The 23,666-nt window shown below is 43.9% G+C and carries 28 protein-coding genes; 22 read left to right on the top strand and 6 right to left on the bottom strand.

Translation table 11 applies throughout. The annotated features are described in order from the left end of the window. The first annotated feature begins 3 nt into the window (after window positions 1–3). Window positions 4–1,293: a hypothetical protein gene (locus tag FX988_RS10640; RefSeq protein ID WP_201751585.1), complete on the top strand. Its 1,290-nt coding sequence runs from the start codon at window positions 4–6 to the stop codon at window positions 1,291–1,293. An 18-nt stretch (window positions 1,294–1,311) separates the two neighbouring features. On the opposite strand, the gene FX988_RS10635 is transcribed toward FX988_RS10640, so the two are convergent. After that, window positions 1,312–1,641, bottom strand: a complete 330-nt coding sequence (locus tag FX988_RS10635) for a DMT family transporter (protein WP_160179729.1) — start codon at window positions 1,639–1,641, stop codon at window positions 1,312–1,314. A 104-nt stretch (window positions 1,642–1,745) separates the two neighbouring features. Next, window positions 1,746–2,057, bottom strand: coding sequence for a hypothetical protein (locus tag FX988_RS10630; RefSeq protein WP_160179728.1), 312 nt, complete (start codon window positions 2,055–2,057; stop codon window positions 1,746–1,748). Window positions 2,058–2,172: 115 nt separating this feature from the next. Between FX988_RS10630 and FX988_RS10625 the strand changes: the two genes are divergently transcribed. Beyond that, window positions 2,173–2,361, top strand: coding sequence for a hypothetical protein (locus FX988_RS10625; protein ID WP_160179726.1), 189 nt, complete (start codon window positions 2,173–2,175; stop codon window positions 2,359–2,361). Here FX988_RS10625 and epmB read toward each other — a convergent pair whose 3' ends face one another. Beyond that, window positions 2,362–3,387, bottom strand: a complete 1,026-nt coding sequence (gene epmB / locus FX988_RS10620) for an EF-P beta-lysylation protein EpmB (RefSeq protein ID WP_160179724.1) — start codon at window positions 3,385–3,387, stop codon at window positions 2,362–2,364. 37 nt (window positions 3,388–3,424) lie between these two features. On the opposite strand from epmB, the gene efp reads away from it, so the two are divergent. From efp to FX988_RS10595, 5 genes are all read left to right on the top strand, one after another. Further along, a complete protein-coding gene (efp, locus tag FX988_RS10615) occupies window positions 3,425–3,994 on the top strand; it encodes an elongation factor P (protein ID WP_008303719.1) in 570 nt (189 codons plus the stop codon). A gap of 70 nt (window positions 3,995–4,064) precedes the next feature. Then, window positions 4,065–5,048 carry an elongation factor P--(R)-beta-lysine ligase gene (gene epmA / locus FX988_RS10610; protein ID WP_160179722.1) on the top strand — a complete coding sequence of 328 codons (984 nt, stop codon included), beginning with the start codon at window positions 4,065–4,067 and terminating at the stop codon, window positions 5,046–5,048. Window positions 5,049–5,132: 84 nt separating this feature from the next. Further along, window positions 5,133–6,281: a GGDEF domain-containing protein gene (locus tag FX988_RS10605; RefSeq protein ID WP_160179720.1), complete on the top strand. Its 1,149-nt coding sequence runs from the start codon at window positions 5,133–5,135 to the stop codon at window positions 6,279–6,281. 68 nt (window positions 6,282–6,349) lie between these two features. Continuing rightward, entirely contained in the window at window positions 6,350–6,796 is a 447-nt protein-coding gene (locus tag FX988_RS10600) for a hypothetical protein (protein ID WP_160179718.1), read from the top strand. Window positions 6,797–6,804: 8 nt separating this feature from the next. Continuing rightward, a complete protein-coding gene (locus tag FX988_RS10595; protein ID WP_160179716.1) occupies window positions 6,805–7,341 on the top strand; it encodes a GNAT family N-acetyltransferase in 537 nt (178 codons plus the stop codon). Window positions 7,342–7,345: 4 nt separating this feature from the next. Here FX988_RS10595 and FX988_RS10590 read toward each other — a convergent pair whose 3' ends face one another. Both FX988_RS10590 and FX988_RS10585 read right to left on the bottom strand, forming a co-directional pair. Further along, window positions 7,346–7,942, bottom strand: a complete 597-nt coding sequence (locus FX988_RS10590) for a peptidylprolyl isomerase (RefSeq protein WP_160179714.1) — start codon at window positions 7,940–7,942, stop codon at window positions 7,346–7,348. Between the two features lie 13 nt (window positions 7,943–7,955). Then, complete coding sequence (locus FX988_RS10585) at window positions 7,956–9,107, bottom strand: methyltransferase (RefSeq protein WP_160179712.1); 1,152 nt, start codon at window positions 9,105–9,107, stop codon at window positions 7,956–7,958. On the opposite strand from FX988_RS10585, the gene FX988_RS10580 reads away from it, so the two are divergent. From FX988_RS10580 to FX988_RS10510, 15 genes are all read left to right on the top strand, one after another. Next, on the top strand, window positions 9,106–9,765 hold the full coding sequence (locus tag FX988_RS10580) for an alpha-ketoglutarate-dependent dioxygenase AlkB family protein (protein ID WP_160179710.1): 660 nt from the start codon (window positions 9,106–9,108) through the stop codon (window positions 9,763–9,765). The genes FX988_RS10585 and FX988_RS10580 overlap by 2 nt on opposite strands. A gap of 45 nt (window positions 9,766–9,810) precedes the next feature. Further along, the gene (bolA, locus tag FX988_RS10575) at window positions 9,811–10,125 is read left to right on the top strand and encodes a transcriptional regulator BolA (protein ID WP_160179708.1); all 315 of its coding nucleotides are present in this window, start codon (window positions 9,811–9,813) and stop codon (window positions 10,123–10,125) included. 97 nt (window positions 10,126–10,222) lie between these two features. Next, complete coding sequence (locus FX988_RS10570; RefSeq protein WP_006992648.1) at window positions 10,223–10,393, top strand: YqaE/Pmp3 family membrane protein; 171 nt, start codon at window positions 10,223–10,225, stop codon at window positions 10,391–10,393. A 96-nt stretch (window positions 10,394–10,489) separates the two neighbouring features. After that, window positions 10,490–11,671 carry an enoyl-ACP reductase FabV gene (fabV, locus tag FX988_RS10565; protein ID WP_160179706.1) on the top strand — a complete coding sequence of 394 codons (1,182 nt, stop codon included), beginning with the start codon at window positions 10,490–10,492 and terminating at the stop codon, window positions 11,669–11,671. Between the two features lie 476 nt (window positions 11,672–12,147). Beyond that, a complete protein-coding gene (locus tag FX988_RS10560; RefSeq protein WP_201751584.1) occupies window positions 12,148–13,488 on the top strand; it encodes a Na(+)-translocating NADH-quinone reductase subunit A in 1,341 nt (446 codons plus the stop codon). A 3-nt stretch (window positions 13,489–13,491) separates the two neighbouring features. Beyond that, on the top strand, window positions 13,492–14,703 hold the full coding sequence (locus FX988_RS10555) for an NADH:ubiquinone reductase (Na(+)-transporting) subunit B (RefSeq protein ID WP_160179702.1): 1,212 nt from the start codon (window positions 13,492–13,494) through the stop codon (window positions 14,701–14,703). Continuing rightward, the gene (locus tag FX988_RS10550; protein ID WP_160179700.1) at window positions 14,693–15,454 is read left to right on the top strand and encodes a Na(+)-translocating NADH-quinone reductase subunit C; all 762 of its coding nucleotides are present in this window, start codon (window positions 14,693–14,695) and stop codon (window positions 15,452–15,454) included. The genes FX988_RS10555 and FX988_RS10550 overlap by 11 nt, the downstream gene beginning before the upstream one ends. An 11-nt stretch (window positions 15,455–15,465) precedes the next feature. Next, a complete protein-coding gene (locus FX988_RS10545; RefSeq protein ID WP_160179698.1) occupies window positions 15,466–16,098 on the top strand; it encodes an NADH:ubiquinone reductase (Na(+)-transporting) subunit D in 633 nt (210 codons plus the stop codon). A 4-nt stretch (window positions 16,099–16,102) separates the two neighbouring features. Beyond that, entirely contained in the window at window positions 16,103–16,711 is a 609-nt protein-coding gene (nqrE, locus tag FX988_RS10540; protein WP_160179696.1) for an NADH:ubiquinone reductase (Na(+)-transporting) subunit E, read from the top strand. Between the two features lie 24 nt (window positions 16,712–16,735). Next, window positions 16,736–17,962 (top strand): NADH:ubiquinone reductase (Na(+)-transporting) subunit F, encoded by a 1,227-nt coding sequence (nqrF, locus tag FX988_RS10535; protein ID WP_160179694.1) that lies wholly within the window; start codon window positions 16,736–16,738, stop codon window positions 17,960–17,962. 85 nt (window positions 17,963–18,047) lie between these two features. Continuing rightward, a complete protein-coding gene (locus tag FX988_RS10530) occupies window positions 18,048–19,070 on the top strand; it encodes an FAD:protein FMN transferase (protein ID WP_160179692.1) in 1,023 nt (340 codons plus the stop codon). A 34-nt stretch (window positions 19,071–19,104) separates the two neighbouring features. Continuing rightward, window positions 19,105–19,338 carry a (Na+)-NQR maturation NqrM gene (nqrM, locus tag FX988_RS10525; RefSeq protein ID WP_039992679.1) on the top strand — a complete coding sequence of 78 codons (234 nt, stop codon included), beginning with the start codon at window positions 19,105–19,107 and terminating at the stop codon, window positions 19,336–19,338. A 95-nt stretch (window positions 19,339–19,433) separates the two neighbouring features. Beyond that, window positions 19,434–20,498 carry a DNA polymerase IV gene (gene dinB / locus FX988_RS10520; protein WP_160179691.1) on the top strand — a complete coding sequence of 355 codons (1,065 nt, stop codon included), beginning with the start codon at window positions 19,434–19,436 and terminating at the stop codon, window positions 20,496–20,498. A 115-nt stretch (window positions 20,499–20,613) separates the two neighbouring features. Then, window positions 20,614–20,826: a DUF1653 domain-containing protein gene (locus FX988_RS10515; protein WP_160179689.1), complete on the top strand. Its 213-nt coding sequence runs from the start codon at window positions 20,614–20,616 to the stop codon at window positions 20,824–20,826. A gap of 82 nt (window positions 20,827–20,908) precedes the next feature. Continuing rightward, on the top strand, window positions 20,909–21,778 hold the full coding sequence (locus tag FX988_RS10510; RefSeq protein ID WP_412761893.1) for an MBL fold metallo-hydrolase: 870 nt from the start codon (window positions 20,909–20,911) through the stop codon (window positions 21,776–21,778). 123 nt (window positions 21,779–21,901) lie between these two features. Here FX988_RS10510 and FX988_RS10505 read toward each other — a convergent pair whose 3' ends face one another. Continuing rightward, window positions 21,902–23,554: an amidohydrolase gene (locus tag FX988_RS10505; RefSeq protein ID WP_160179687.1), complete on the bottom strand. Its 1,653-nt coding sequence runs from the start codon at window positions 23,552–23,554 to the stop codon at window positions 21,902–21,904. Between the last annotated feature and the right edge of the window lie 112 nt (window positions 23,555–23,666).

The following is a 23,666-nucleotide window of genomic DNA, read 5'->3' as shown; positions in this document are numbered from 1 at the left end:
AATTTGCTGCGCTTTTTTAAATTCTTATTGATTGTGGTTGTTTTGCTCATTGGCTTTATTACAGCATTGTTTATCGCCAGTGTTGAAGAGCAGCCGTTGGTTGTTGCAACCAGTGCTACTCAGGTAAATGATGCCGAATCAGTACAAGAGCTCATTGCGCAACTTAAACAAAGTGTGCAAGACCGTACCTTAGATCAGCAGATCCCCTTAACTGAAAACCAGCTAAACAGCCTAGTGGGCTTTTTGCAGCGGGCAAAAGCACAATTTCATGGCCAAGTGAATATTACCCCGGTTGCTAGTAGCATTTCTGCCAGCTATCAACTCCCCCCAAGTCCGCTAGGGCGCTACGTAAACTTCAGTGCCTTGGTTTTACCTGGCGAAGGCTTACAGTTAGATGAAGTGCGCCTTGGCAGTATCGTTTTGCCAGGTAAGAAAACATTGGCCACTTTAGTGTGGCTAGCCGATTGGTGGACAGATAGCGACATTGCCAGCCAGTTTGTGCAACAGATTGATAGCATTCGAATGTTTCAAGGCAGTATGGTCATTGCTATGCGGCCATTGGATACATTTTTGCGCAACTTAAAAGAGCTTAAGCGAGACACTGCTGAACAAAGTGAGTTAAGTGTTGCTACGGCGCATTATTTACGCTTTTTAGCGAATTTAGAGGTGGGGAAGCGCACTTCTGCTCAGTCTTTAGGTCGCTATATGCAACCCTTGTTTGCCGAAGCATTAAGCCGCTCCACCGCTGATACGGCCGATGAAGAAAATGAAGCGGCTATTATGGCGCTAGCCACATACGCAGGACATCATCGGTTCGCAAATTTTGTAGGTGATGTTCAGCCTGTCGCTAAGCGTATCGCGGCCCCTAAAACCCTTCCAACTTTAAATAGTAGGGGAGACCTGAGCCAGCATTTTATCTTCTCTGCGGCAATAAAAGTGTTATCGGAGCAAGGTCTAACCGCTGCTATTGGTGAGTTTAAGGAGTTGATGGATCGTGGAGCCGGTGGCAGTGGATACAGTTTTGTCGACTTGGCTGCCGATCATGCAGGGGTGAAATTTGCGCTTATTGCAACAAACGAGAAAACGGCCTTCGCATTACAAAAATTATTAGCTAACAGTGTGAGTGAAAATGCGTTCTTCCCTAATACCGAAGGACTTCCAGAGAATTTAAATAAAGCGAGTTTCACACAACAGTTTAAGCAAGTAGATAGTCCTCAATACAAACAATTGCTGGAGGATATTGACCAGCGCATTTCACTACTCCCTATGAGTCAACTCTTCGTCGGGCATTGAGCCTCGGCGAGTCGTTTGTCAATGACCAGACGTTTTTGAAAATACATTGATGACGAGTACGCCGCTTAGGATCAAGCACATACCGATGATCGCTGGAATGTCAGGTAATTCTTTATATAGAACCGCGCTAATAGCTGCGATTAAGACAATCCCCATACCCGCCCATATCGCATAAGCAATTCCCACGGGAACCGTTTTAAGCACGAGAGAAAGGAAGTAAAAAGCCACTGCATACCCGATAATACATAATGCACTGAATACGGTATGGGTAAACCCTTGTGACGCCTTAAGGGAGAGCGTGCCTATGACTTCTGCAATAATGGCTAGGCCAAGATACCAATATCCCATTTTACTGTCCTTAAGTTATCGCTAATGCATATGTCATCGGTAACACCTATGTCATCGGTAACGCCTATGTCATCGATAAGTGCATATTACTGATTGCGCTAAAATTAGTCTTTTACGCTCACTTGAAATTGATTCAGTGTGGTTAACAGCAATTCAATTTTCTTCACTACTTTAGGCAAGGCCTGCTTTTGTGCATCACTATCAAGTTGGCTTAGACTCGCTATATCCATGGCTAACTCTTCTACATAGGGCTTAAAAAAGCGGCCGCTGGCAGTGAATCCTGCATCATCAGGGAATATCGCTTGAAACTTGCCTTTACCTGAGCTTTGTAGCTTGGCAATCGTTGCGTCTGCATCAATTGATTTGCGATATATAAGTTGGGCGTTTTCCGTTAATTTCTCAATAATAGTTTGCATGAATAAGACTTAATCAGTAGATGGGTTAAAGTTTTGGGCTAAGCGGTCGATAATACCGAAGAGCGGGCGATTTTGCCTGCTTTTCAACTTTGCTACAAGCAATAGGGGTTCTGGTATGGAAATTCAAGGAGGCGCTGCCTCTGGAGCATCCGGTGCGACGCTTGAAATCAAATCGTTACAGATGGCTAAATCCCAACAGGAACGAGATGGGCAAGCGACGCTTCAGCTTCTGGAATCAGCAGCTGACGTACCATCATCTTCAGCAAATCCAAATTTAGGCTCAGTGATCAACACGTTTGCCTAATTAAGGATGAAGATTTAAATCAATTGGCGTTTTACCGGGTTGGCCGCCTATCTCTCGTACGAGTTTAGGTACCAGAAATCCCGGTAAGCGCTTTATCATTTGTGCCATGATACTTTTTGCTATCTCGTCGTCTTGGTCAAAATGTTGTGCACCTTGCACTTTGTCCATCACATGTAAGTAATACGGCAATACGCCCACGTCAAATAAGGATTCACTTAACGCCACCTGCGTATCAGCACTGTCATTGATGCCTTTAAGTAAAACCCCTTGATTAAGTAACGTCACACCTGCTTGGGTGAGTCTTTTTAATGCATTACGTAAAGGTATATCTATCTCCTGAGGATGATTGATATGTAGCACCATTACGGGCTTGAGACGTGATTGAGTAAACCATTCAATCAGCTCTGACGTAATTCGTGAAGGGATTACCACAGGTAAGCGAGTGTGAATACGAAGGCGTTTTATATGCTCGATTTGGGCGATTTCATCTGTTAACCAAGCTAAAAAATCATCTTTGGCCATAAGTGGGTCACCACCAGAATAAATTACCTCATTGATCTTAGCGTCTTGGCGAATGTAATCGAGCGTTTCTTGCCATTCATGCTTGTTTAAATGATTGTCAGAATAGGGGAAGTGTCGCCGAAAACAGTAGCGGCAGTTCACTGCACAGCCGCCACGAACCAACAATAAAACTCGGCTTTGGTATTTATGTAATACCCCAGGTTGGCTATTAGATTGCTCTTGAAGTGGATCTAGCAGGTAATTGGGAGCTGTATCGAATTCTTTTTTGTCTGGAAACACTTGACGAAAAAGAGGGTCGTTCGGGTTGCCTTTTTCCATTCGCTTGGCAAAGGGAACAGGCACACGCATAGGAAATAAGCGGCGTGCAGCGATATCATCGGTAAATTCCGCTGGGTCTAAAGCGAGGTACTTTAATAAAGCAAGTGGATCAGTAAAGGCACTTGAAAGCACTTTTTGCCAGTTATTCTCTACAGCAATGAGTTTTTTAGGTATTATTTGTGTCAACTAGATACTCTACACAGTTAATTGATTACGAGGAAACATGGCTAATATCAGCACTAATGAGTTCAAAGGCGGCGTTAAAATTATGCTCGACGGAGAACCTTGCAACATTCTTGAGAACGAATACGTCAAACCTGGTAAGGGCCAAGCCTTTAACCGAGTTAAGCTAAAGAAGCTTGTTTCAGGCAAAACCATTGAGAAAACCTTTAAATCAGGTGAGTCGTTTGAAGGTGCAGATGTCATGGATATGGAGCTGTCATATTTGTATACCGACGGTGAATTCTGGCATTTTATGAATAATGAGTCGTTTGAGCAAATCGCAGCAGACGATAAAGCAGTTGGCGATGCCGTCAAATGGTTGGTTGAAAATGACAGCTGCACTATTACCTTGTGGAATGGTACACCGATAGCGGTCACTCCTCCTAACTTTGTTGAGTTAGAAATCACTGAAACAGACCCTGGCCTAAAAGGTGATACGGCGGGCACAGGCGGTAAACCTGCCACATTAAGCACAGGGGCAGTGGTTCGAGTTCCTCTGTTTGTGCAAACCGGCGAAGTAGTGAAAGTGGATACTCGCAGCGGCGAATATGCGTCTCGAGCACAGAAGTAAGTAACAAATATTGTATTAAAAGCTCACATTTACTGTGAGCTTTTTTATGCCCGCAATTCAAGGAGCGACTATGCCTTATGAGCCTAGCTATGATTGGCAACCTACAGCTGATATTGCCATATTAAAACAAAGAGCGAACATCATTGCTGACATTCGCCAGTTTTTTTTCCAGCGCAATGTGACAGAAGTGGAAACGCCACAGTTAAGTAATGCGTCAGTAAGCGATTTTCATATGCGCGTATTTGAAACCGAATTTAACGATCCCACTTCCCCTCAGGCGCGGACTATGTATCTGCAAACTTCTCCAGAATATGCCATGAAGCGTCTGCTGTGTGCAGGAAGTGGTCCTATTTATCAAATTGCAAAGGCGTTTCGTAATGAAGAGGCGGGCAAGCATCATAACCCAGAATTTACCATGCTTGAATGGTATCGCCCTGATTTTAACCACAGACAATTAATGGATGAGCTTGACGATTTGATGCAGCACGTTGTGGGCTGTGAAAAAGCGCAGCGCATGAGTTATCAAGCCGCGTTTATATCGTATTTATCGATTGATCCATTAACAGCGCCGCTCAGTGCCTTACAGCAAAAAGGAAGTGAATTAGGGTATGAGCATATTTGTCAGCATGAACAAGATAGAGACACGATATTACAGCTGTTATTTAGCCATGAAATTGAACCGAAGATAGCGAACGAAAGACCGTGCTTCATTGATAGATTCCCTGCGAGTCAGGCTGCTTTGGCCAGAATCAGTCCTGATGACGGCCGCGTTGCTGAGCGTTTTGAGCTGTATTTTAAAGGAATTGAGTTAGCTAATGGTTTTCATGAACTCGCAAATGTTGAAGAGCAACGGCAACGATTTACAGCTGATAATGACCTACGAGAAAGAAATGGCTTACCTAATGTTGCAATTGATGAGTTGTTTTTGTCTGCATTAGAAGCTGGTTTACCGAATTGTGCAGGCGTGGCTGTCGGCATTGATAGATTGGTTATGTTAGCGTTAGATAAGCCCAATATTTCACAAGTGCTCGCATTTAATCATCGCAATGCGTAAATAAAGGCCCTAACGGGTTCGTAAACTGTTTATGTCGACTATAGTTATTCGAAGGAAGCCGTAAAGACATATAACAGAATTCATATGCAGATAGTACCCAAGCCCGCCGCGAATCAAGCTTTTGCCTATAAGAATGCATCGATTAAAAGCAATTTAACCTTGGTTTGGTATTTTTCTATAGTCGCTTTGATTGGCTTTGGTGTGCATCTAATACACCATCTACGATTGGGCTCGGGGGCGTTCAGCCCCGATATGCTGCCGTATCTTGCCGTCTATTTAAGCAATGTATTGTACGCCTTACTCAACTTGTTGCTGCTGCCTTCTGCCAGAGTCAGTAATTCAGCGTCTTGGAGCGTGTCACTGCTTGAGATGATGTACCCCGCTTTTTTAGCCTTTATGGCGACGGTATTATCTATTTATACCAGTATGCAAGGCCATGGGCCGGTGCCTTTTATCATGGGGATGATGGTCATTGCGATGTTGGTGCAAGGACATTTGTTGTTTCTCTTTGGCTTATTATTCTGCTGTTGGCTCGCCGTCAGTGCTGGTTTGCTCTATATGTTACCTAGTGGGCAGGCTTCTTCACCTATTCTTACCTGCTTCACAACTATGCTGATTGCCTTTTTTATCGCCAGATTGGCGGAAAAAAACCGCGTGGGGCAATTTACTGTACTGCAAGAGCTACATGATAAAAACCAACTACTTGAAGAGCTAGCCGTACAAGACCCACTGACAAAGCTATATAACCGGCGCTACTTTACCAACAAACTTGAAATAGAAACCGCTCGAAGTCTGCGCTACCAACATCCTCTGAGTCTACTGATAGTCGATGTAGATGACTTTAAGCAGATTAATGACAATGATGGCCATTTAGTTGGGGACGAAGTGCTGGTTGAAATCGCTAACTTGATCACTCAGCAGATGCGTGCAGACGACGTGGTATGCCGCTATGGTGGAGATGAGTTTGTTATTTTGCTAGTAGAAGCCTGCGCCGAACAATCTAAAGAGATAGCAAATCGAATTTGTGAGTCTATTGAGCGTTGCAGTTTCAGACGTGCTAGCGCTAAGGTAACCGTGAGCATTGGTTACGCGCAATATATAGGCCAGCCCCTAGGTGATTTCATGCAGCAGGCAGACCAAATGATGTATATGTCTAAAAAGCGCGGTAAAAACCAAGTGGCATTTTTTGGGTGCGATTTTGAAACCGAGTCTGCACCTGAAACAATTGAGTAGGGTGTTTGCTTGACTCGTGATATATGCATACCATAACGTAAATATTTATTGCTAAAGATAATAATATTATGCAAGTGGAATGTTGCCATGGCGATTCTGCCCTCAGACAAGAGTGGGTTGTCCTTCAAAATCAATATGATTATTACGAGAAGTTTGCCGCCATCATCAAGTTGGTCTGCATTGCGCTTGTAGTATCAATTTTCTGTTTCAGCGATGCCCATCTTCTTAGCGTTGCTGTTGTTTTTTTGCTTTGGTTGCAAGAAGCCATGTGGAAGACCTTTCAAGGGCGCATAGAAACGCGTTTATTAGTCATTGAGTCTATGCTGTTTCAGCCAAGTGGAAATGAGCAAAGCGACGCAGCGATGCAATTTAATCGTAATTGGTTGGCACAAAGACCAAGTACAGTGGGGTTACTGATTGAGTATGCTAAATCAGCGCTTCGCCCAACGGTGGCGCTGCACTACGTATTACTGTTGTTAGTTATATTGACTGCTTGTCTCACGCTAAATAGTTAGGCAACAAAATGACAGTATCTTTTCCCCACACTGGAACTTTGCCTGAAACAACGCCCCGTTTGCATTTTCGATTACTTCGCGACAGTGATGCTGAATTTATTTTGGCTTTGCTCAATGAGCCAGGTTGGCTTAAGTATATAGGTGACAAGAATGTACACACGCGCAAAGAAGCGCTGGCGTACATTCACACTGGGCCGTTAGCTATGTTTAAGCAACAGGGGTTTTGTTTGAGCCTAGTGGAGTGTGCACGAGATGGTGTGCCCCTAGGGTTGTGCGGTTTATTAAAACGCGATTCGTTGGAATGGCCCGATATCGGTTTTGCTTTTGCTGAGCGTTATCATGGGAGGGGGATTGCGTTCGAAGCCGCCTCAGCAACACTAAAGCACGCCAAAGAGGCGCTTGGGCTCACTAACGTGTCAGCAATAACTGCGGTGAATAACACAGCATCTATGGGGATGTTATTTAAGCTGGGTTTCACTTTACAAGGTAGAATCGAATTGCCCGGCGTGGATGAGCCGAGCAATTTGTTTTTGAAAATACTGTAAAGCACTAAACAGGAGGGAGAACGGTTACTCGTTTGATGATAACTGGCTCAACCGGCACATCAGCCCAACCCCAAGTCGTATCGTAATCTGTTTCCACCAACGATATAGCATCTAGGGCATCAGTGCCTTCTACGACATAGCCAAACACTGTGTACCCCCAATCTCGGCCTGGGTCGAGACTCACGTTGTCGTTCATATTGAAGAAAAATTGACGATTTGAAGAGTGAGGATCTTTCTGGCGCGCCATGGCAATGGTGTACATCTCATTTTTTAACCCGTTACCTGATTCATTAATGATGTCTGGAAATGAAGGTTTCTCGTTGAAATCAACGTCGTATCCGCCGCCTTGTACAACAAAGTTAGCTACGATGCGGTGGAAAATGGTGTCTTCGTAACTGCGTTTGTCCACGTAACGTAAAAAGTTATTCACTGCTATAGGGGCTCTTGAGCGGTCCAGTTCGACTGTGATGTCACCCATAGAGGTTTCAATTTTTACTCTGGGATAAAAATTATCAGCTTGAATTTGACTGCCGTCGTCTTTTTGCTTAGCAACAGCTGGCATACAGATAAGAAAAATACTAATACACAGGGCGCGCAACATACAGGCCTCCTTATTACTTTTTAATTGCTGACAAAATACTGAATTTTCGATCACTTGCAAGTACCTTGTAATGACCGAAAAGACGTTTAATCGTCTGTGGGTAGTCTAAATGACGATTACCCACGACGCGCAGTTCTCCGCCATGCTTCAGAATACGCTTGCTGTCCTTGAACATTTGCAGTGCGATATGATCGGTAATGGTATTTTGCTGATGAAATGGCGGGTTGCACAAAACAATATCTACAGAGCCCTCATTTACCGGCGAGCGTAAATACTCATCCAAACAATTACTGACGATAAACTCACATTGTTTGAGCTTATCCGGCATGTTTTGTTCGATATTCATTTTTGCTGACGCGATAGCCATAAAAGACTCGTCGACGAAGATCACGTGAGCATCTGCAGATTGATGTAATACATGTAAGCCTAACACGCCGTTGCCACAGCCTAAATCGATGATACGTTTATGATTGGCATCGGGCAGATGTGCAAGTAGTACCCTAGCGCCAATGTCTAACTGTTGACGTGAGAAAACGTTAGCCAGATTATTCATGGTAAATTGGGTTGTATCGGTTTTCCATTTCGTCGGGTAGGGGCTTATGCTTTTTTTCGTCCCCTCGTATTGGCAAAATATCAAACGCGACTTTTTCTTAGCCAAAGAGGTGGTGGTTATGCCCACGTGTTTTTCAAACAGAGCAAGTGTTGATTTTTGAATAGCATTGACTTTCCCGGCTGCGATTATCTTTGTTTCAGGCGAAATACAAAGCTGTAAGTCAATAAGCTGCTGTTCTAATAACGCTAATGTTTTTGGTATTTTGATGAGTACCACATCAGCAGTTTTTTGCGCCTTGTACAGGCTGTTATGCGCGCTGACGCAGGCCGCGTCAAGATGATTGCGCTCAAGGTTTAGGGCTAACGCCTTATGAGCAACGAAAGAATCGCTAATCCAGGTAGGTGAGTTATTTGCAAACCAGACGCCTAGTGCACCAAAGTCGTCGTTGTAAATATGAACATTAAGGCCTTTAAGATCCGTGATATTCTGTTCAACGTATTGGATTAAGTATTCGTCTGCAGCATCCCACGCTTGCCAACTGACGTGTTGGTTCTGTGCAGGGTATCTCAATAATTCATAGCTGTGGTCTAAAAGCGTAAGTTCTGTTTTCATGTCATTCTTATCTATCGAGGTTGGTTTGCAACAAGCTAGTTTATTCTCATCATTATCTGCCGGCGAAGCTCAAATTTTACCTTTGCCTGACGGTGATTTTCGACACTTCCAACATTTTTTGTCTAATCAGGAAGCAGATGCGTATTATCAACAACTTCTAGCTTCTTTGGCGTGGCGGCAAGATGATATCAAAATGTATGGTAAACAGGTTAAAATCCCGCGCCTACAAGCGTGGTACGGTGATGAAGATGCGTTATACCAGTATTCAGGGCTTAATTTATCACCGCTTCCATGGACTGAAGCGTTATACGAACTAAAAGTACGGTGTGAAAAAGCGTGTAAAACTCAGTTTAACTCTGTTTTAGCAAACTGTTATCGTGATGGTAGAGACAGTATGGCATGGCACAGCGATGACGAAGCGGAACTCGGCGAGCGTCCTGTTATAGCATCTGTCAGTTTAGGCCAGGTGCGTAACTTTGATTTAAAGCACCGCACAAGTGGACAAAGACATAGGTTACCATTAGAGCATGGAAGTCTGCTCGTTATGGGGGGAAACTCGCAAACACACTGGTTGCATAGCGTGGCAAAAACGACTAAGGCAATGGCGCCGAGGATTAACTTAACCTTTCGCTTGATTACGCCAAGTTTACGAGGCTAGCAAGGTATACTGATATCGTCGAAATACTCAAATACAGGACAAAAAATGACAGTACAACAGACAATTGAAAACAAGTTATCAACAGGGTTTACACCGAGTCACTTAGAGGTGGTAAATGAAAGCTTTATGCATAATGTTCCAGCTGGGTCAGAAAGCCATTTTAAAGTCGTTATCGTTAGTGATGAGTTCGCTGGGAAGCGCTTAATTGGGCGCCATCGCGCAGTGAATCAGGTGTTAGCTGACGAGCTGGCCAATGATATCCACGCGTTGGCCATTCATACATACACAGAGCAAGAGTGGCATACATTGCAACAACAAGCCCCTGATTCACCCAATTGTATGGGCGGTTCTGGGAAGTAGCCGCCGTTAATCAGCGGAAAAATGACGAATTTTTAATCTTGATGTATGGTTATTGCGTAATATTCCACTAAAACAACAATCTATAAGGTTCATTATTATGCAAAAAGTTAATCCACTTAATTTAATCTTGGCTATCTTCATACCGCCGTTAGGGGCATTACTTCAGGTCGGTTTGAGCGCTCACTTTTTCTTAAATATTTTATTGACCCTTTTCGGCGTGCTACCTGGGGTTATTCATGCCGTTTGGCTGGTATTAAAAAATAAATAATTGGCCAATGATACCATTACGCTTGATCTGCTCAGAGTTGTTTAATTATTCTGGGCATTTACAATGTGCGCTGCTCTTTTTATAGGAAAAATGAATATGGTTATTAAGCCCAAGATCCGTGGCTTTATTTGTACAAATGCTCACCCAGATGGTTGCGCAGCGAGTGTTGCTCAACAAATTGAATATGTTTCCTCTCAGGGTGATCTCGGAAGCGGACCTAAAAATGTTCTCGTTATCGGTTCTTCAACCGGTTACGGACTGGCTTCTCGTATCGTGTCTGCCTTCGGTTATGGCGCGAAAACCTTAGGCGTTTGCTTCGAAAAAGCACCGACTGAACGTAAAACAGCAACCGCTGGCTGGTACAATACAGCGGCATTTCATAAAGAAGCGAAGGCGAAAGGTTTATTTGCCGAAACAATTAACGGTGATGCCTTTTCAAATGAGATAAAAGCCCAAGCCCTAGAAACGATAAAACGCGAAATGGGTCAAGTTGATTTAGTTATCTATAGCTTGGCATCACCCAGACGCACCGATCCTGAAACAGGTGAAGTGTTTAAGTCGACCCTCAAACCTGTAGGGCAAGCCTACACCACCAAGACATACGATACTGACAAAGATCGTATTCACGAAGTTGCCCTTGAGCCAGCTAATGAAGATGAGATTGCACAAACCATCAAAGTGATGGGCGGTGAAGATTGGGAATTGTGGCTTGAGGCGTTGGCCGACGCTGATTTGCTTGCTGAGGGCTGTAAAACCACTGCTTATACTTATATAGGCAAGGAGTTAACTTGGCCTATTTATGGTCAAGCAACCATTGGTAAAGCGAAAGAAGATTTAGATCGTGCGGCGGCTGCAATTGTTAGCAAAAACAAAGCTAAGCACGTCGAAGCCTATGTGTCTTCATTAAAAGCATTAGTGACTCAAGCCAGTTCAGCGATCCCGGTTATGCCTTTGTACATCTCACTTATTTATAAAGTGATGAAAGAAGAGGGCACACACGAAGGCTGTATTGAGCAGATTAAAGGATTGTTCTCTGAGCGTTTGTTTGCTGAGTCACCAGAGTTAGATGAACAAGGCCGCTTGCGCATGGACGGCAAAGAAACCAATGAAGCGACGCAAGCGAAGATTAAAGCGCTTTGGGATCAAGTGACACAAGAAAACTTCCACGAGTTGAGCGATTATGCTGGCTATCACCATGAATTTTTAAAGCTTTTCGGTTTTGATGTTGCTGGTGTTGACTACGAAGCTGAGCAGAATCCATTAGCAAAATGGGAATAGTTTGTTTTTAAGTTAGTAATAGAAAACCGCCTGATGTGGCGGTTTTTTTATGTCATCTTTTTAAATGCAAATAAGAGCTATTCTCATGCACTGGCAAGGCGAATGTAAATAGTATGTTGCATTTTGCCCTTGTATGGATAAGAAGCGACTAATGACGATAAAATACGCTAAAAAAATTGTGCTTAAGCACATTTGGCATGGCAGAACCGCCTAGGATAATGTTAAAATTCCGGAGTTAGATTAACTGGAAAGTTCATATCCAATTAATTTCTTCAAAATAAATACAAAACATATAGCGGCTAATTAAAATACTTGAGTGAATTTATCAGGCAGTTAATTAGGCGATTACATTTACAAAATAACATCAATAATACTCATCACGAATAGGTTTTTTGTCAACAAGTTGCTTACTTGGGTGGCATGTAGCTGAAAGGCTAACCGTGATGTGTATTGACTTTAGAGTAGTGCTATTGCGTATGATTAAAATCAAGAAAGGGTTAGATCTTCCGATTACGGGAGCGCCAGAACAAAAGATTCATGACGGCCCAGCGATTACTAAGGTTGCTGTGTTAGGTGAAGAGTACATTGGTATGCGTCCAACTATGCATGTGCAGGTTGACGAAAAAGTGCAGAAAGGCCAGATGCTTTTCGAAGACAAAAAGAATCCAGGTGTGAAGTTCACAGCACCTGCTTCTGGTACTGTCATCGAAATTAACCGCGGCGCAAAACGTGTTTTGCAGTCAGTGGTGATTCAAGTTGAAGGCGATGACGCGGTAGAATTCGACAAGTATGCCGAATCTGAGTTGTCATCTATAGCGGCAGACAAAGTGCAAAAAAATCTAGTTGAATCTGGATTATGGACTGCACTGCGTACGCGCCCTTATAGCAAAACCCCTGAGCTTGACAGTAAGCCGCATTCGATTTTCGTAAACGCCATGGATACCAATCCGTTGGCTGGCGATCCTGCTGTTATTATTGCCCCGCGCAGTGCAGATTTCATCAACGGTTTGCGTGTTATTTCATGCTTAACTGAAGGTAAAGTCTATGTTAGCAAAGCGCCAGGCTCAGACGTTCCTGTGGGTGATGTCAACGTTGATGTGAATGAGTTTGCTGGACCTCACCCTGCAGGCTTAGTCGGCACGCATATTCATCATTTAGACGCTGTGGGTGCAACCAAAAAAGTGTGGCATATCAACTATCAAGATGTGATTGCTGTGGGTGCGTTGTTCACAACCGGTAAGCTAAATAACGAGCGCGTTTACGCTCTTGCTGGCCCAGCTGCCAAAAAGCCTCGCTTAGTGAAAAGTGTGTTAGGTGCATCTGTTAGTGAGTTAACCTCTGGTGAAACCACTGAAGGTGAAGTGCGTACAATCTCTGGCTCAGTATTACAAGGCAATAACGCTCATGGCGTTCATGGCTATGTAGGTCGTTACCATGTACAACTTTCGCTTGTTAGTGAAGGCCGTGAAAAAGAATTCCTTGGTTGGATCAAGCCTGGTGCTAATCAACACTCTGTGACCCGTGCATATCTTGCACACTTTAGCCCTAAGAAACTATTCAACATGACAACCACGACGAATGGTTCTGATCGCTCTATGGTGCCAATCGGTAACTATGAACGCGTAATGCCATTAGATATTTTACCAACTTTGTTGTTGCGTGATTTGATTTCTGGTGACACTGATGGCGCTCAAACATTAGGTTGTTTGGAGCTAGACGAAGAAGATTTGGCGCTTTGTACCTATGTTTGCCCTGGTAAATATAACTACGGGCCGATCTTGCGTGAGAGTCTAGACAAGATTGAGAAAGAGGGTTAACTCATGGGTTTAAAAGCTTATTTAGAAAAAATTGAACCTAACTTTGAAGCAGGTGGTAAATACGAAAAATGGTATGCGCTTTATGAAGCTGCAGCGACGATTTTTTACACTCCTGGTAAAGTTAACAAAACAGGTACTCACGTACGTGACAGTATCGACTTAAAACGTATCATGATCATGGTTTGGGCTGCTACGTTCCCAGCTATGTTTTACGGTATGTATAACATAGGTCAGCAGGCTCACAACGTTATTCTTAACGGTGGTGCTTCTGTACCTGATATGTGGCAAGCGGCTTTATTTACGGCACTAGGTGGTCAAATTGGCCTTGAGTCTACGGGCGGGTTAGCCATGTTCCTTTATGGAGCGTGTTTTTTCCTTCCTATTTATGCAGTCACCTTTATTGTTGGTGGCTTCTGGGAAGTGCTTTTTGCATCAGTGCGCAAACACGAAGTCAACGAAGGCTTCTTCGTTACCTCTGTACTGTTCGCTTTGACCCTGCCTGCTACTATTCCTTTGTGGCAAGTGGCGCTAGGGATTACCTTCGGTGTTGTTATTGCTAAAGAAGTCTTTGGCGGCACAGGCCGTAACTTCTTAAACCCTGCGCTTTCTGGTCGTGCGTTCTTGTATTTTGCCTATCCTGCGCAAATTTCAGGTGATGCAATTTGGACGGCTGCTGACGGTTTCTCAGGTGCGACGTGGTTAAGCCAAGCAGCTGCAGGTAACGTCACTGACTGGTCTTTAAATGCAGATTGGTGGGATGCGTTCTTCGGTAATATTCAAGGCTCGGTAGGTGAAGTATCTACATTGGCTATCTTGCTAGGTGGCTTATTCATTATTTATATGCGTATTGCCTCATGGCGCATTGTGCTGGGTGTTTTACTAGGTGGAGCTGTATTCAGTACCTTGCTTAACGTTATCGGTAGTGACACCAATGCGATGTTTGCTATGCCTTGGTACTGGCATGTGGTCACAGGCGGATTTGCCTTTGGTATGTTCTTTATGGCAACCGACCCTGTTTCAGCGTCCTTCACCAATAGTGCTAAGTGGGCTTATGGTTTCTTAATTGGTTTGATGTGTGTATTGATTCGTGTGCTTAACCCTGCTTTCCCTGAAGGCATGATGTTGGCAATTTTGTTTGCGAATTTATGGGCTCCACTATTCGATTATTTCGTCGCTCAAAGCAATATTAAACGGAGGATGGCACGTGTCGGCTAAAAAAGAAACATTAGGCAAAACGGTCGGCGTAGTGATCGCCGTGTGTTTGGTTTGCTCGGTTATTGTATCTACGGCGGCGGTAAGTCTTCGTTCTCTACAACAAGCGAATGCAAAACTAGACAAGCAAACCAATATTTTAGAAGCAGCCGGCTTACTTGAAGCTGGTCAAAGCAAAGAGCAAATCGCTGCGACTTATGCTGAACGCGTAGAACAAAGATTTGTAGACTTGGCTACGGGTCAGTATGTTGAAAAAGATGCTGATTACGATATGTACAAAGCGGCGCGCAATCCTGATGAGAGTATCAAGCCTCAGCCTGATACTGCTGGTATATTGCGTCGTCCTAACGTCGCAAGTGTGTATTTAATTTCTAACCCTGACGGTGAGGTGACACGTATTGTATTGCCAATCAACGGCAGTGGTTTATGGAACTTAATGTACGCCATGCTCGCAGTCGATTCTGACGGTAACACCGTTCGTGAACTTGTTTATTATGATCAACAAGAAACCCCGGGTCTTGGTGGTGAAGTTGAAAATCCTGAATGGAAAGCGAAGTGGGATGGTAAGAAATTGTATAAAGATGGTGAAGTGGCTATCGATGTTACTAAGGGCGCTAAAGCAAGCGATCCTTATGAAGTTGACGCTTTATCAGGTGCTACGCTAACCAGTAATGGCGTGCAAAATACACTTGATTATTGGCTGGGTGAGAATGGCTTTGGCCCTTACCTTAAAAACCAACCATGGAAATCGTAAGAGACTAGATAATGGCTGATACTAAAGAAATGAAAAAGGTATTGTTTGGGCCAATCCTAGACAATAACCCAATAGCACTGCAAATCCTCGGCGTATGTTCGGCACTTGCAGTAACCACTAAGTTAGAGACGGCACTAGTAATGTCACTTGCCCTTACCGCGGTAACGGCTTTCTCTAACTTGTTTATCTCATTGATCCGTTCACAGATACCTTCATCAGTTCGTATTATCGTGCAGATGACGATTATCGCGTCATTGGTGATCGTGGTGGATCAGGTGCTAAAAGCGTATTCCTACGAGATATCTAAACAGCTCTCGGTATTTGTTGGTTTGATTATTACCAACTGTATCGTTATGGGACGTGCGGAAGCCTTCGCCATGAAGAGCCCACCGTTTATCAGCTTCCTTGACGGACTAGGTAACGGCTTAGGGTATTCATTTGTATTGATCGTTATCGGTACAATTAAAGAGTTGTTTGGTTTCGGAACGATTCTAGGTTTTGAAATTTTGCCTCTTATTCAAAATGGCGGTTGGTATCAAGGTAATGGTTTATTGATTTTACCTTTCAGCTCGTTCTTCTTAATCGCGGGTTTAATTTGGTTCATTCGTACCATTAAGCCTGAACAAGTAGAGCCTAAGGAGTAATTTCGTGGAACATTATATTAGTTTATTTATCCGTTCTATCTTCCTAGAAAACATGGCGTTGTTCTACTTCCTAGGTATGTGTACGTTCTTAGCTGTATCAAAGAAAGTTAAAACGGCGATGGGCCTCGGGGTTGCGGTTATCGTAGTACTGACGATTTCTGTACCTGTGAACCAACTGGTTTATGCCAATATTCTGGCACCAGGCGCATTAGCTTGGGCTGGTTTTCCAGATACAGACTTGAGCTTCTTAAGCTTCTTAACCTTTATCGGCGTTATTGCCGCTCTGGTTCAGATTCTAGAAATGACTTTAGATAAGTTTTTCCCTGCGCTTTATAACGCTTTGGGTATCTTCTTGCCTTTGATTACTGTTAACTGTGCAATCTTCGGTGGTGTAGCGTTTGCAGTGCAACGCGACTACTCATTCACGGAAAGTATTTTCTACGGTGCAGGTAGTGGTGCAGGTTGGGCATTAGCGATTACATTGCTAGCCGCTGTACGTGAAAAACTTAAGTATGCAGATATGCCTGACGGCGTGCGTGGTTTAGGTTCCGTATTTATGATTGCAGGATTAATGGCATTGGGCTTCCAGTCATTTTCTGGCGTATCAATTTAATCGAAACCGAATAGGAGTAATTAGATGTTAGACATTTATCTTGGCGTAGGAATGTTTATTGCCATCGTTCTAGCTTTGGTTTTGATCATTATGTTTGCCAAATCAAAGTTAGTGCCAGAAGGCGAAGTCACGATTTCTATCAATGGTGACCCGGACAAAGCAATTACCGCTCAGCCTGGTGACAAATTATTGGGTGCCCTAGCAAACTCAGGCATTTTTGTTTCATCAGCTTGTGGTGGCGGTGGTTCTTGTGGTCAATGTCGTGTAGACATCAAAGAAGGTGGCGGTGAAATTTTACCGACTGAACTGGACCACATCAGCAAGCGTGAAGCCAAAGAAGGTTGTCGTTTATCGTGTCAGGTTTCTATCAAACAAGACATGGACATTGAGCTTCCTGAAGAAATTTTTGGTATCAAAAAGTGGGACTGTGAAGTTATTTCTAACGATAACAAAGCAACCTTTATCAAAGAGCTTAAGCTTAAAATTCCTAATGGTGAAAGTGTTCCATTCCGTGCTGGTGGTTATATTCAAATTGAGGCTCCACCTCATCATGTTAAATACAAAGACTTCGATGTACCTGAAGAGTATCGTGGTGATTGGGAACGTTTCGGTTTCTTTGATATTGAATCAAAAGTAGACGACGAAACCATTCGTGCATATTCGATGGCTAACTACCCTGAAGAAGAAGGCATCATTATGTTGAACGTGCGTGTAGCTTCGCCGCCGCCGAACAACTTGTCGTTACCTGCGGGTAAAATGTCATCTTATATTTGGAGTTTGAAAGAAGGTGATAAAGCCACTATTTCAGGTCCATTCGGTGAGTTCTTTGCTAAGAAAACGAATGCTGAGATGGTCTTTATCGGCGGTGGTGCAGGTATGGCACCAATGCGTTCGCATATCTTCGACCAACTTCGTCGTATTAAGACAGATCGTAAAATTTCTTTCTGGTACGGTGCACGTTCTCTACGTGAAATGTTCTATGTTGAAGATTTCGATATGTTGCAAAAAGAGAACGATAACTTTAATTGGCATGTTGCTTTGTCTGATCCACAACCAGAAGATAACTGGGAAGGCCTGACAGGTTTCATTCACCAAGTGTTGTTAGAGAACTACCTAAAAGATCATCCAGCTCCTGAAGATTGTGAGTTTTATATGTGTGGTCCACCTATGATGAACGCAGCTGTTATCAGCATGTTGAAAGACTTAGGTGTTGAAGATGAAAATATCATGCTTGATGACTTTGGTGGTTAATTCGCTATCGCAAGATAGTAAGCCAAGTTAACAACGTATGTAGAAAAGGGACTTCGGTCCCTTTTTTTATAGAGGTAAAAAGATAATGTTTAACCTAGGGTACATGACTAGACTGACTGGTTTATTTGCTTTTGCTTTGCTGCTTGCAAGTTGCACGCAGGCACCGACGGAAAGTCATTTAACCGGTCATACCATGGGCACCACATATAACGTAAAATTCGTCAATGCCGGCGATGTAGATGAACAACAGTTACATAATGATATCGATGCCGCGTTAATAAGGGTAAATGCGCTGATGTCAACGTATGACCCTGAATCTGAGTTATCACGTTTTAATCAGTGGCACAGCGAAGAACCGTTTGCGTTATCACCTGAAACGTTAAAAGTGATGCGTGAGGCAAAGCGATTGGGCAAGCTGAGTGATGGGGTACTAGATGTTACCGTGGGGCCTTTGGTTAACTTATGGGGTTTTGGGCCTGATGCGAAACCCGACAAGCGCCCGAGCGAGCAAACAATTGCTGACGTTAAGGCGCGCACAGGACTAGATAAACTCACCTTACTTGACGAGAGTGCCAAAAAATCAGAAAACGATCTGTACGTTGACCTGTCTACTATTGCTAAAGGGTATGGTGTCGATGTTGTGGCAGATTTACTCGCTGCACAAGGCTTGCATGACTACCTCGTTGAGGTGGGGGGTGAAATGCGAGTGTCAGGGCACAAGGCAAATGGGGTACAGTGGCGCATCGCCATTGAAAAGCCAGTGTCAGCAGAGAGAGCAGTTCAGGAGATTATTTCAATAGGGACGAATGCAATTGCGACTTCTGGGGATTACCGTAATTACTTTGAAGAAGATGGAGTGCGTTATTCTCATTTGATCGATCCGCGCACGGGGGCACCTATTACCCATAATTTGGTAGCTGTGACTGTGGTGCATCCATCTTCGATGACGGCTGATGGCTTAGCCACAGCGTTAAACGTCATGGGTAAAGATGAAGCCCTTAACCTAGCGTTACATAATGATTTAGCGGTATTACTGATCACGCGAGAAAACGGCGAGTTTAAAGAGTATACTACGCCAAAATTTGAACCATTCATTGATCGCCAATAGTAATTATCGAAAATGACCAATTCGGAGTGATATTTTGAGTACTTTTATTTTAGCATTTGTATTTTTCATCGTGGTAGCAATAGCAATGTCTTTGGGTTACTTGGTGCAACGCAAAGCGATCGCTGGTAGTTGTGGCGGTTTAGGTGCTTTAGGCATTGATAAAGCATGTGATTGCCCTGAGCCATGTGATCGTAAAAAAGCGCGCTTAGAGCGTGAAGAAGCACGTCAAGCCAAGCTTAACGAGTGGAAACAAAACCAAATTCTTTAAGCTGTCATGCAAGAAGGTAACCGCCAGTGAGATTTACATTGACTCTGGCGGATAATCACGCAAAATAACTGTTTTTAAATACAGTTGTTTAGCAGATGCGTAAGATCATACACATCGATATGGACTGCTATTATGCTGCAGTCGAAATGCGCGATAATCCCCAGTATCGTGCAGTGCCTCTAGCGATTGGTGGTAGTGCTGATCGTCGTGGGGTTATCTCAACCTGTAATTATGTCGCCCGTAAGTATGGTGTGCGTTCAGCAATGGCAACCGCATATGCTCGTAAATTATGCCCTGACTTAGTATTGATACCGGGGCGCATGGCGCTGTACAGCGAAATCTCTCAGCAAATTCGTAAAATTTTCTTGCGTTATACCGATAAAATCGAGCCATTATCATTAGATGAAGCTTATCTAGATGTAAGCGATAGTGACCTATTCTGCGGTAGTGCAACCCTGATAGCTGAAGACATTCGACGGGCAATCTTCGAAGAAACCCAATTGACTGCGTCAGCCGGGGTCGCACCTTGCAAATTCGTCGCTAAAATCGCCAGTGATGAGAATAAACCGAATGGTATTTGTGTCGTTACTCCCGAGACCCAAGACACGTTCGTAAAGAAATTATCTCTGGGAAAAATACCTGGTGTGGGCAAAGTCACCTTACAAAAACTTAATAACATGGGCTTGTATACGTGCCAAGACGTACGGGAATATCCTTTTGATGCGTTCGTTAAATCTTTTGGTAAATTTGGTCCTGTCATTTGGGATCGTAGTCACGGTATTGATGAGCGTGAATTAACTATTAGCCGCAAGCGTAAATCTGTTGGTGTAGAGCGTACCCTCGCGCAAGACATTACAACAGATGAAGAGTGCTTGGCCATGCTCGAAAGCTTATATCCTAAATTGCTCAGTCGATTAGAAAAGGCCAGCCCTAGATTGTCGATTCAAAGTCAGGGAGTTAAGCTGAAATTTAACGACTTCCAACAAACCACGGTGGAGCACCGCCATCATGTACTCGAAAAGAACTACTTTAAAACATTATTGTTAGAGGCACTCGAGCGACGAGGGAGCAGAGGTGTTAGATTGGTTGGGCTATCAGTCGGCTTACCAGATAGTAGTGACGTTCAACAGATGGTATTTGACTTCGAGAGTCTGCACTAACTCTGCAGCACGTGGCTATGTCATAGCATCTGCTGATCAATATTCGCTATACTGTATTACACCTTGCTCTAGGCGAAGGTATACTGGTTGTGTCAATTATTACTTAAGGGTCAGTATGAGCATTGAAGTAGGAAAATACCGCCATTACAAGGGAAATGACTATGAAGTGATTGGTGTTGCTAAGCATTCAGAAGACGAGTCGGAACTGGTGGTATATCGTCCTATGTACGGTGAGCGAGGCTTGTGGGTCAGGCCATTATCCATGTTTAATGAAGCTGTTGTGGTTAATGGGCAAAGCATGCCGCGCTTCCAGTTTATTGAAAAATAAACATTGTTAGCACTCATTTCTATGAACAAAAATGGTTCGATCGTCGTTCATGTATGAATAACTAATAATCACAGGAAACACCATGATGATAAAAAAAATAACAATGTTTGGATCGATGTTCATCGCCTTGAGTTGTTCTTTAAATGCAATTGCGGATGAAAGGTTCGCTAATGTAAAAATAAACAGCCAAGCGGTGAACGGCTCGACGTATATGTTAACTGGGGCTGGCGGCAATATTGGTGTGTCAGCGGGTGAGGACGGAATTTTAATCATAGATGACCAATTTGCTCCCCTTGCAGATAAAATAGCTGAAGCCTTAAGGGGGATCGCAGAACAGCCTACAAAATACGTGATCAATACTCACTATCATGGCGATCACACTGGTTCCAATGCTTACTTCAAAGAGGTGCAGGGTAGTACCGTTTTTGCTCACGATAACGTACGTAAGCGCTTAAAAGGGAATGAAGGCCATACACATTCCGCGTTACCCGTTGTCACCTATGGGCAAGGCCTCACATTTCATTTCAATGATGACACCATTATAGTTACCCACCTTCCTGCTGGTCATACGGACAGCGATAGTGTGGTCTACTTTGAACAAGCCAACGTGTTACACGCAGGCGATCTGTTTTTTCAAGGGCGTTTTCCCTATATCGATTTGGACGGAGGTGGCACCGTTGACGGCTATATAAGCAATGTAGCGACCGTACTTGATATGATTGATAACGACACCAAAATCATTCCAGGGCATGGTGAATTAGCAGATAAATTAGCCTATCAAACCACCCTTGAAATGATGCAGCAAACTGCCAACTACGTTTCAGCTAGAAAAGCGAAAGGCGCTAGCTTAGATTTGCTAATCAAAGAAGGTCTTGATGAGCGATGGAAGGATTGGGCGTGGAATTTCATAACGGAAGAAAAGTGGATCACCACACTCTATAACGGCCAATAAGCTGATTTAACGAAAGAGTGCCATAAGGTTGTTTCTTACGGCGCTCTTTATAGCTCCGTATTTCTGTCGGATGATATGAGTGGAGCTCACCAAGACAAAAGCCTTTTTAATTGCACATGCGTATTATTGCTGTGCGCTGTCATAGCGTTTGACCCCGCCGACCCAAGTTTCAAGTACCTTGGTTTTCCAGATGTTTTGTGGGTTGATGGTAAATATATCTTGGTCAACTAAAATAAAGTCCGCCCACTTTCCAGGGGTTAATTTGCCAATAGCGTGCTCTTGGTGGGCCGCATAAGCGCCATTGTAAGTGAATCCTTTAAATGCCTGCTCCACGGTAACAGCTTCTTTTTTGATCCACCCGTTTTCGGGTTGGTCTTGCCTATTTTGCCTTGTGACAGCAGCGTGTATACCGAAAAAGGGATTGGCTAATTCAACCGGAAAGTCAGAGCCTAGAGCGACGATAGAACCCTGTTGTTCGAACGTCTGCCAAGCGTAGGCTCCTTCTAAGCGCTCTTTACCGATTCTTTGCTGTGCCATATTCATATCGCTAGTAGCGTGCGTAGGTTGCATTGAAGGAATGATTTTGAGTGCTTTGAACCTAGGTATGTCAGATACATTGATGACCTGTGCATGCTCTATGCGATGACGTAAGTGCTGCCCCTTGATACGTGAAAAGGTATCTTCGAATTGGTCTAAAGCCAGACGGTTACCACGATCCCCTATTTCATGAATATTAAGCTGAAATCCACTGCCAATGATTAAATCAAATAGCGGTTTTAATTGTTTTTCAGATGTCAGTAGTAAGCCAACGTTCCCATGATCATCACTATAGGGCGCAAGCATAGCAGCTCCGCGACTGCCTAGGGCTCCGTCACCGTATACTTTTACGCTACGAATAGATAGATAGTCATACTGGTCGCTGATTGGGCCTGCTTTGAGCATGTCGGCCAACTTAGGATCGGTTGCTGCAATCATGGCATATATCCGTAGTGACAATGTAAGCTCGCGGCTACGTTTGAGATAATATTCATATGTTGCGTAATTAATGCCGGCGTCATGGGTGCCGGTAATACCTAGGGCGAGTAGATGTTCACTAGCTGCATCAAGTTTGCGTCCTAGTTCCTGCTCAGTATCTTGAGGTATTTTTTCGACAAGCATGTTCATGGCATTATCGATTAGTATACCGGTAGGCGCGCCGTTTTTATGACGCATGATCTTGCCGCCTGGTGGGTCGAGTGTGTCTTTGGTTATGCCAGCTACCTGTAATGCCTTGCTATTCGCCCACCCAGCGTGACCGTCGATTCGACTTATCCATACAGGGCGGTCCTTAACATATTCATCTAGCATGGCTGACGTAGGAAATGCTTTATCGGGCCACAGTACTTGGTTCCATCCCCCGCCTAATATCCAGCCTGTATCAGCGTTTTGCTGAGCATAGTCGCGCACTTTTTTCGCTGCTGCTTTGGCGCTTGCAATGCCTCTTACATCAACCGCGAGCAAGGCTTTCCCTAGCCCAAGTATGTGTCCATGCGCGTCGATTATCCCTGGCATCATCACGCGGCGTCTACCATCAATGGTGTGGGCTTGTGGATGCCCTTGTGCGGCCTCTTCATCGCCCAAGGCAATCACTTTACCCCCATCAAATACAATATCGCTAAAGCGCGACAGTTCATTTTCATCGTTGAGCGTGTAGCCTTGTATATTATAAATATGGGTAGGGGTAGCAAACGCAGCACTGCTTACTAAGCTGAAAATGAAGGTGAGGGTGCGTTTCATGGCGTTGTCCTTAAGGTCGTTGATAGATGACGCAATCAATACAAACGTTGCCCTAAAGTCTGCAAACATGCAAATTTGATGAAAAATAACCGTATCGAGAATACAAAAAAGC

The sequence above is a fragment of the Paraglaciecola mesophila genome (genome assembly GCF_009906955.1).
Taxonomy (GTDB): domain Bacteria; phylum Pseudomonadota; class Gammaproteobacteria; order Enterobacterales; family Alteromonadaceae; genus Paraglaciecola; species Paraglaciecola mesophila_A.
Note: the sequence above shows the minus strand (reverse complement) of the source record. Positions and strands in the feature narration are given on the sequence as shown.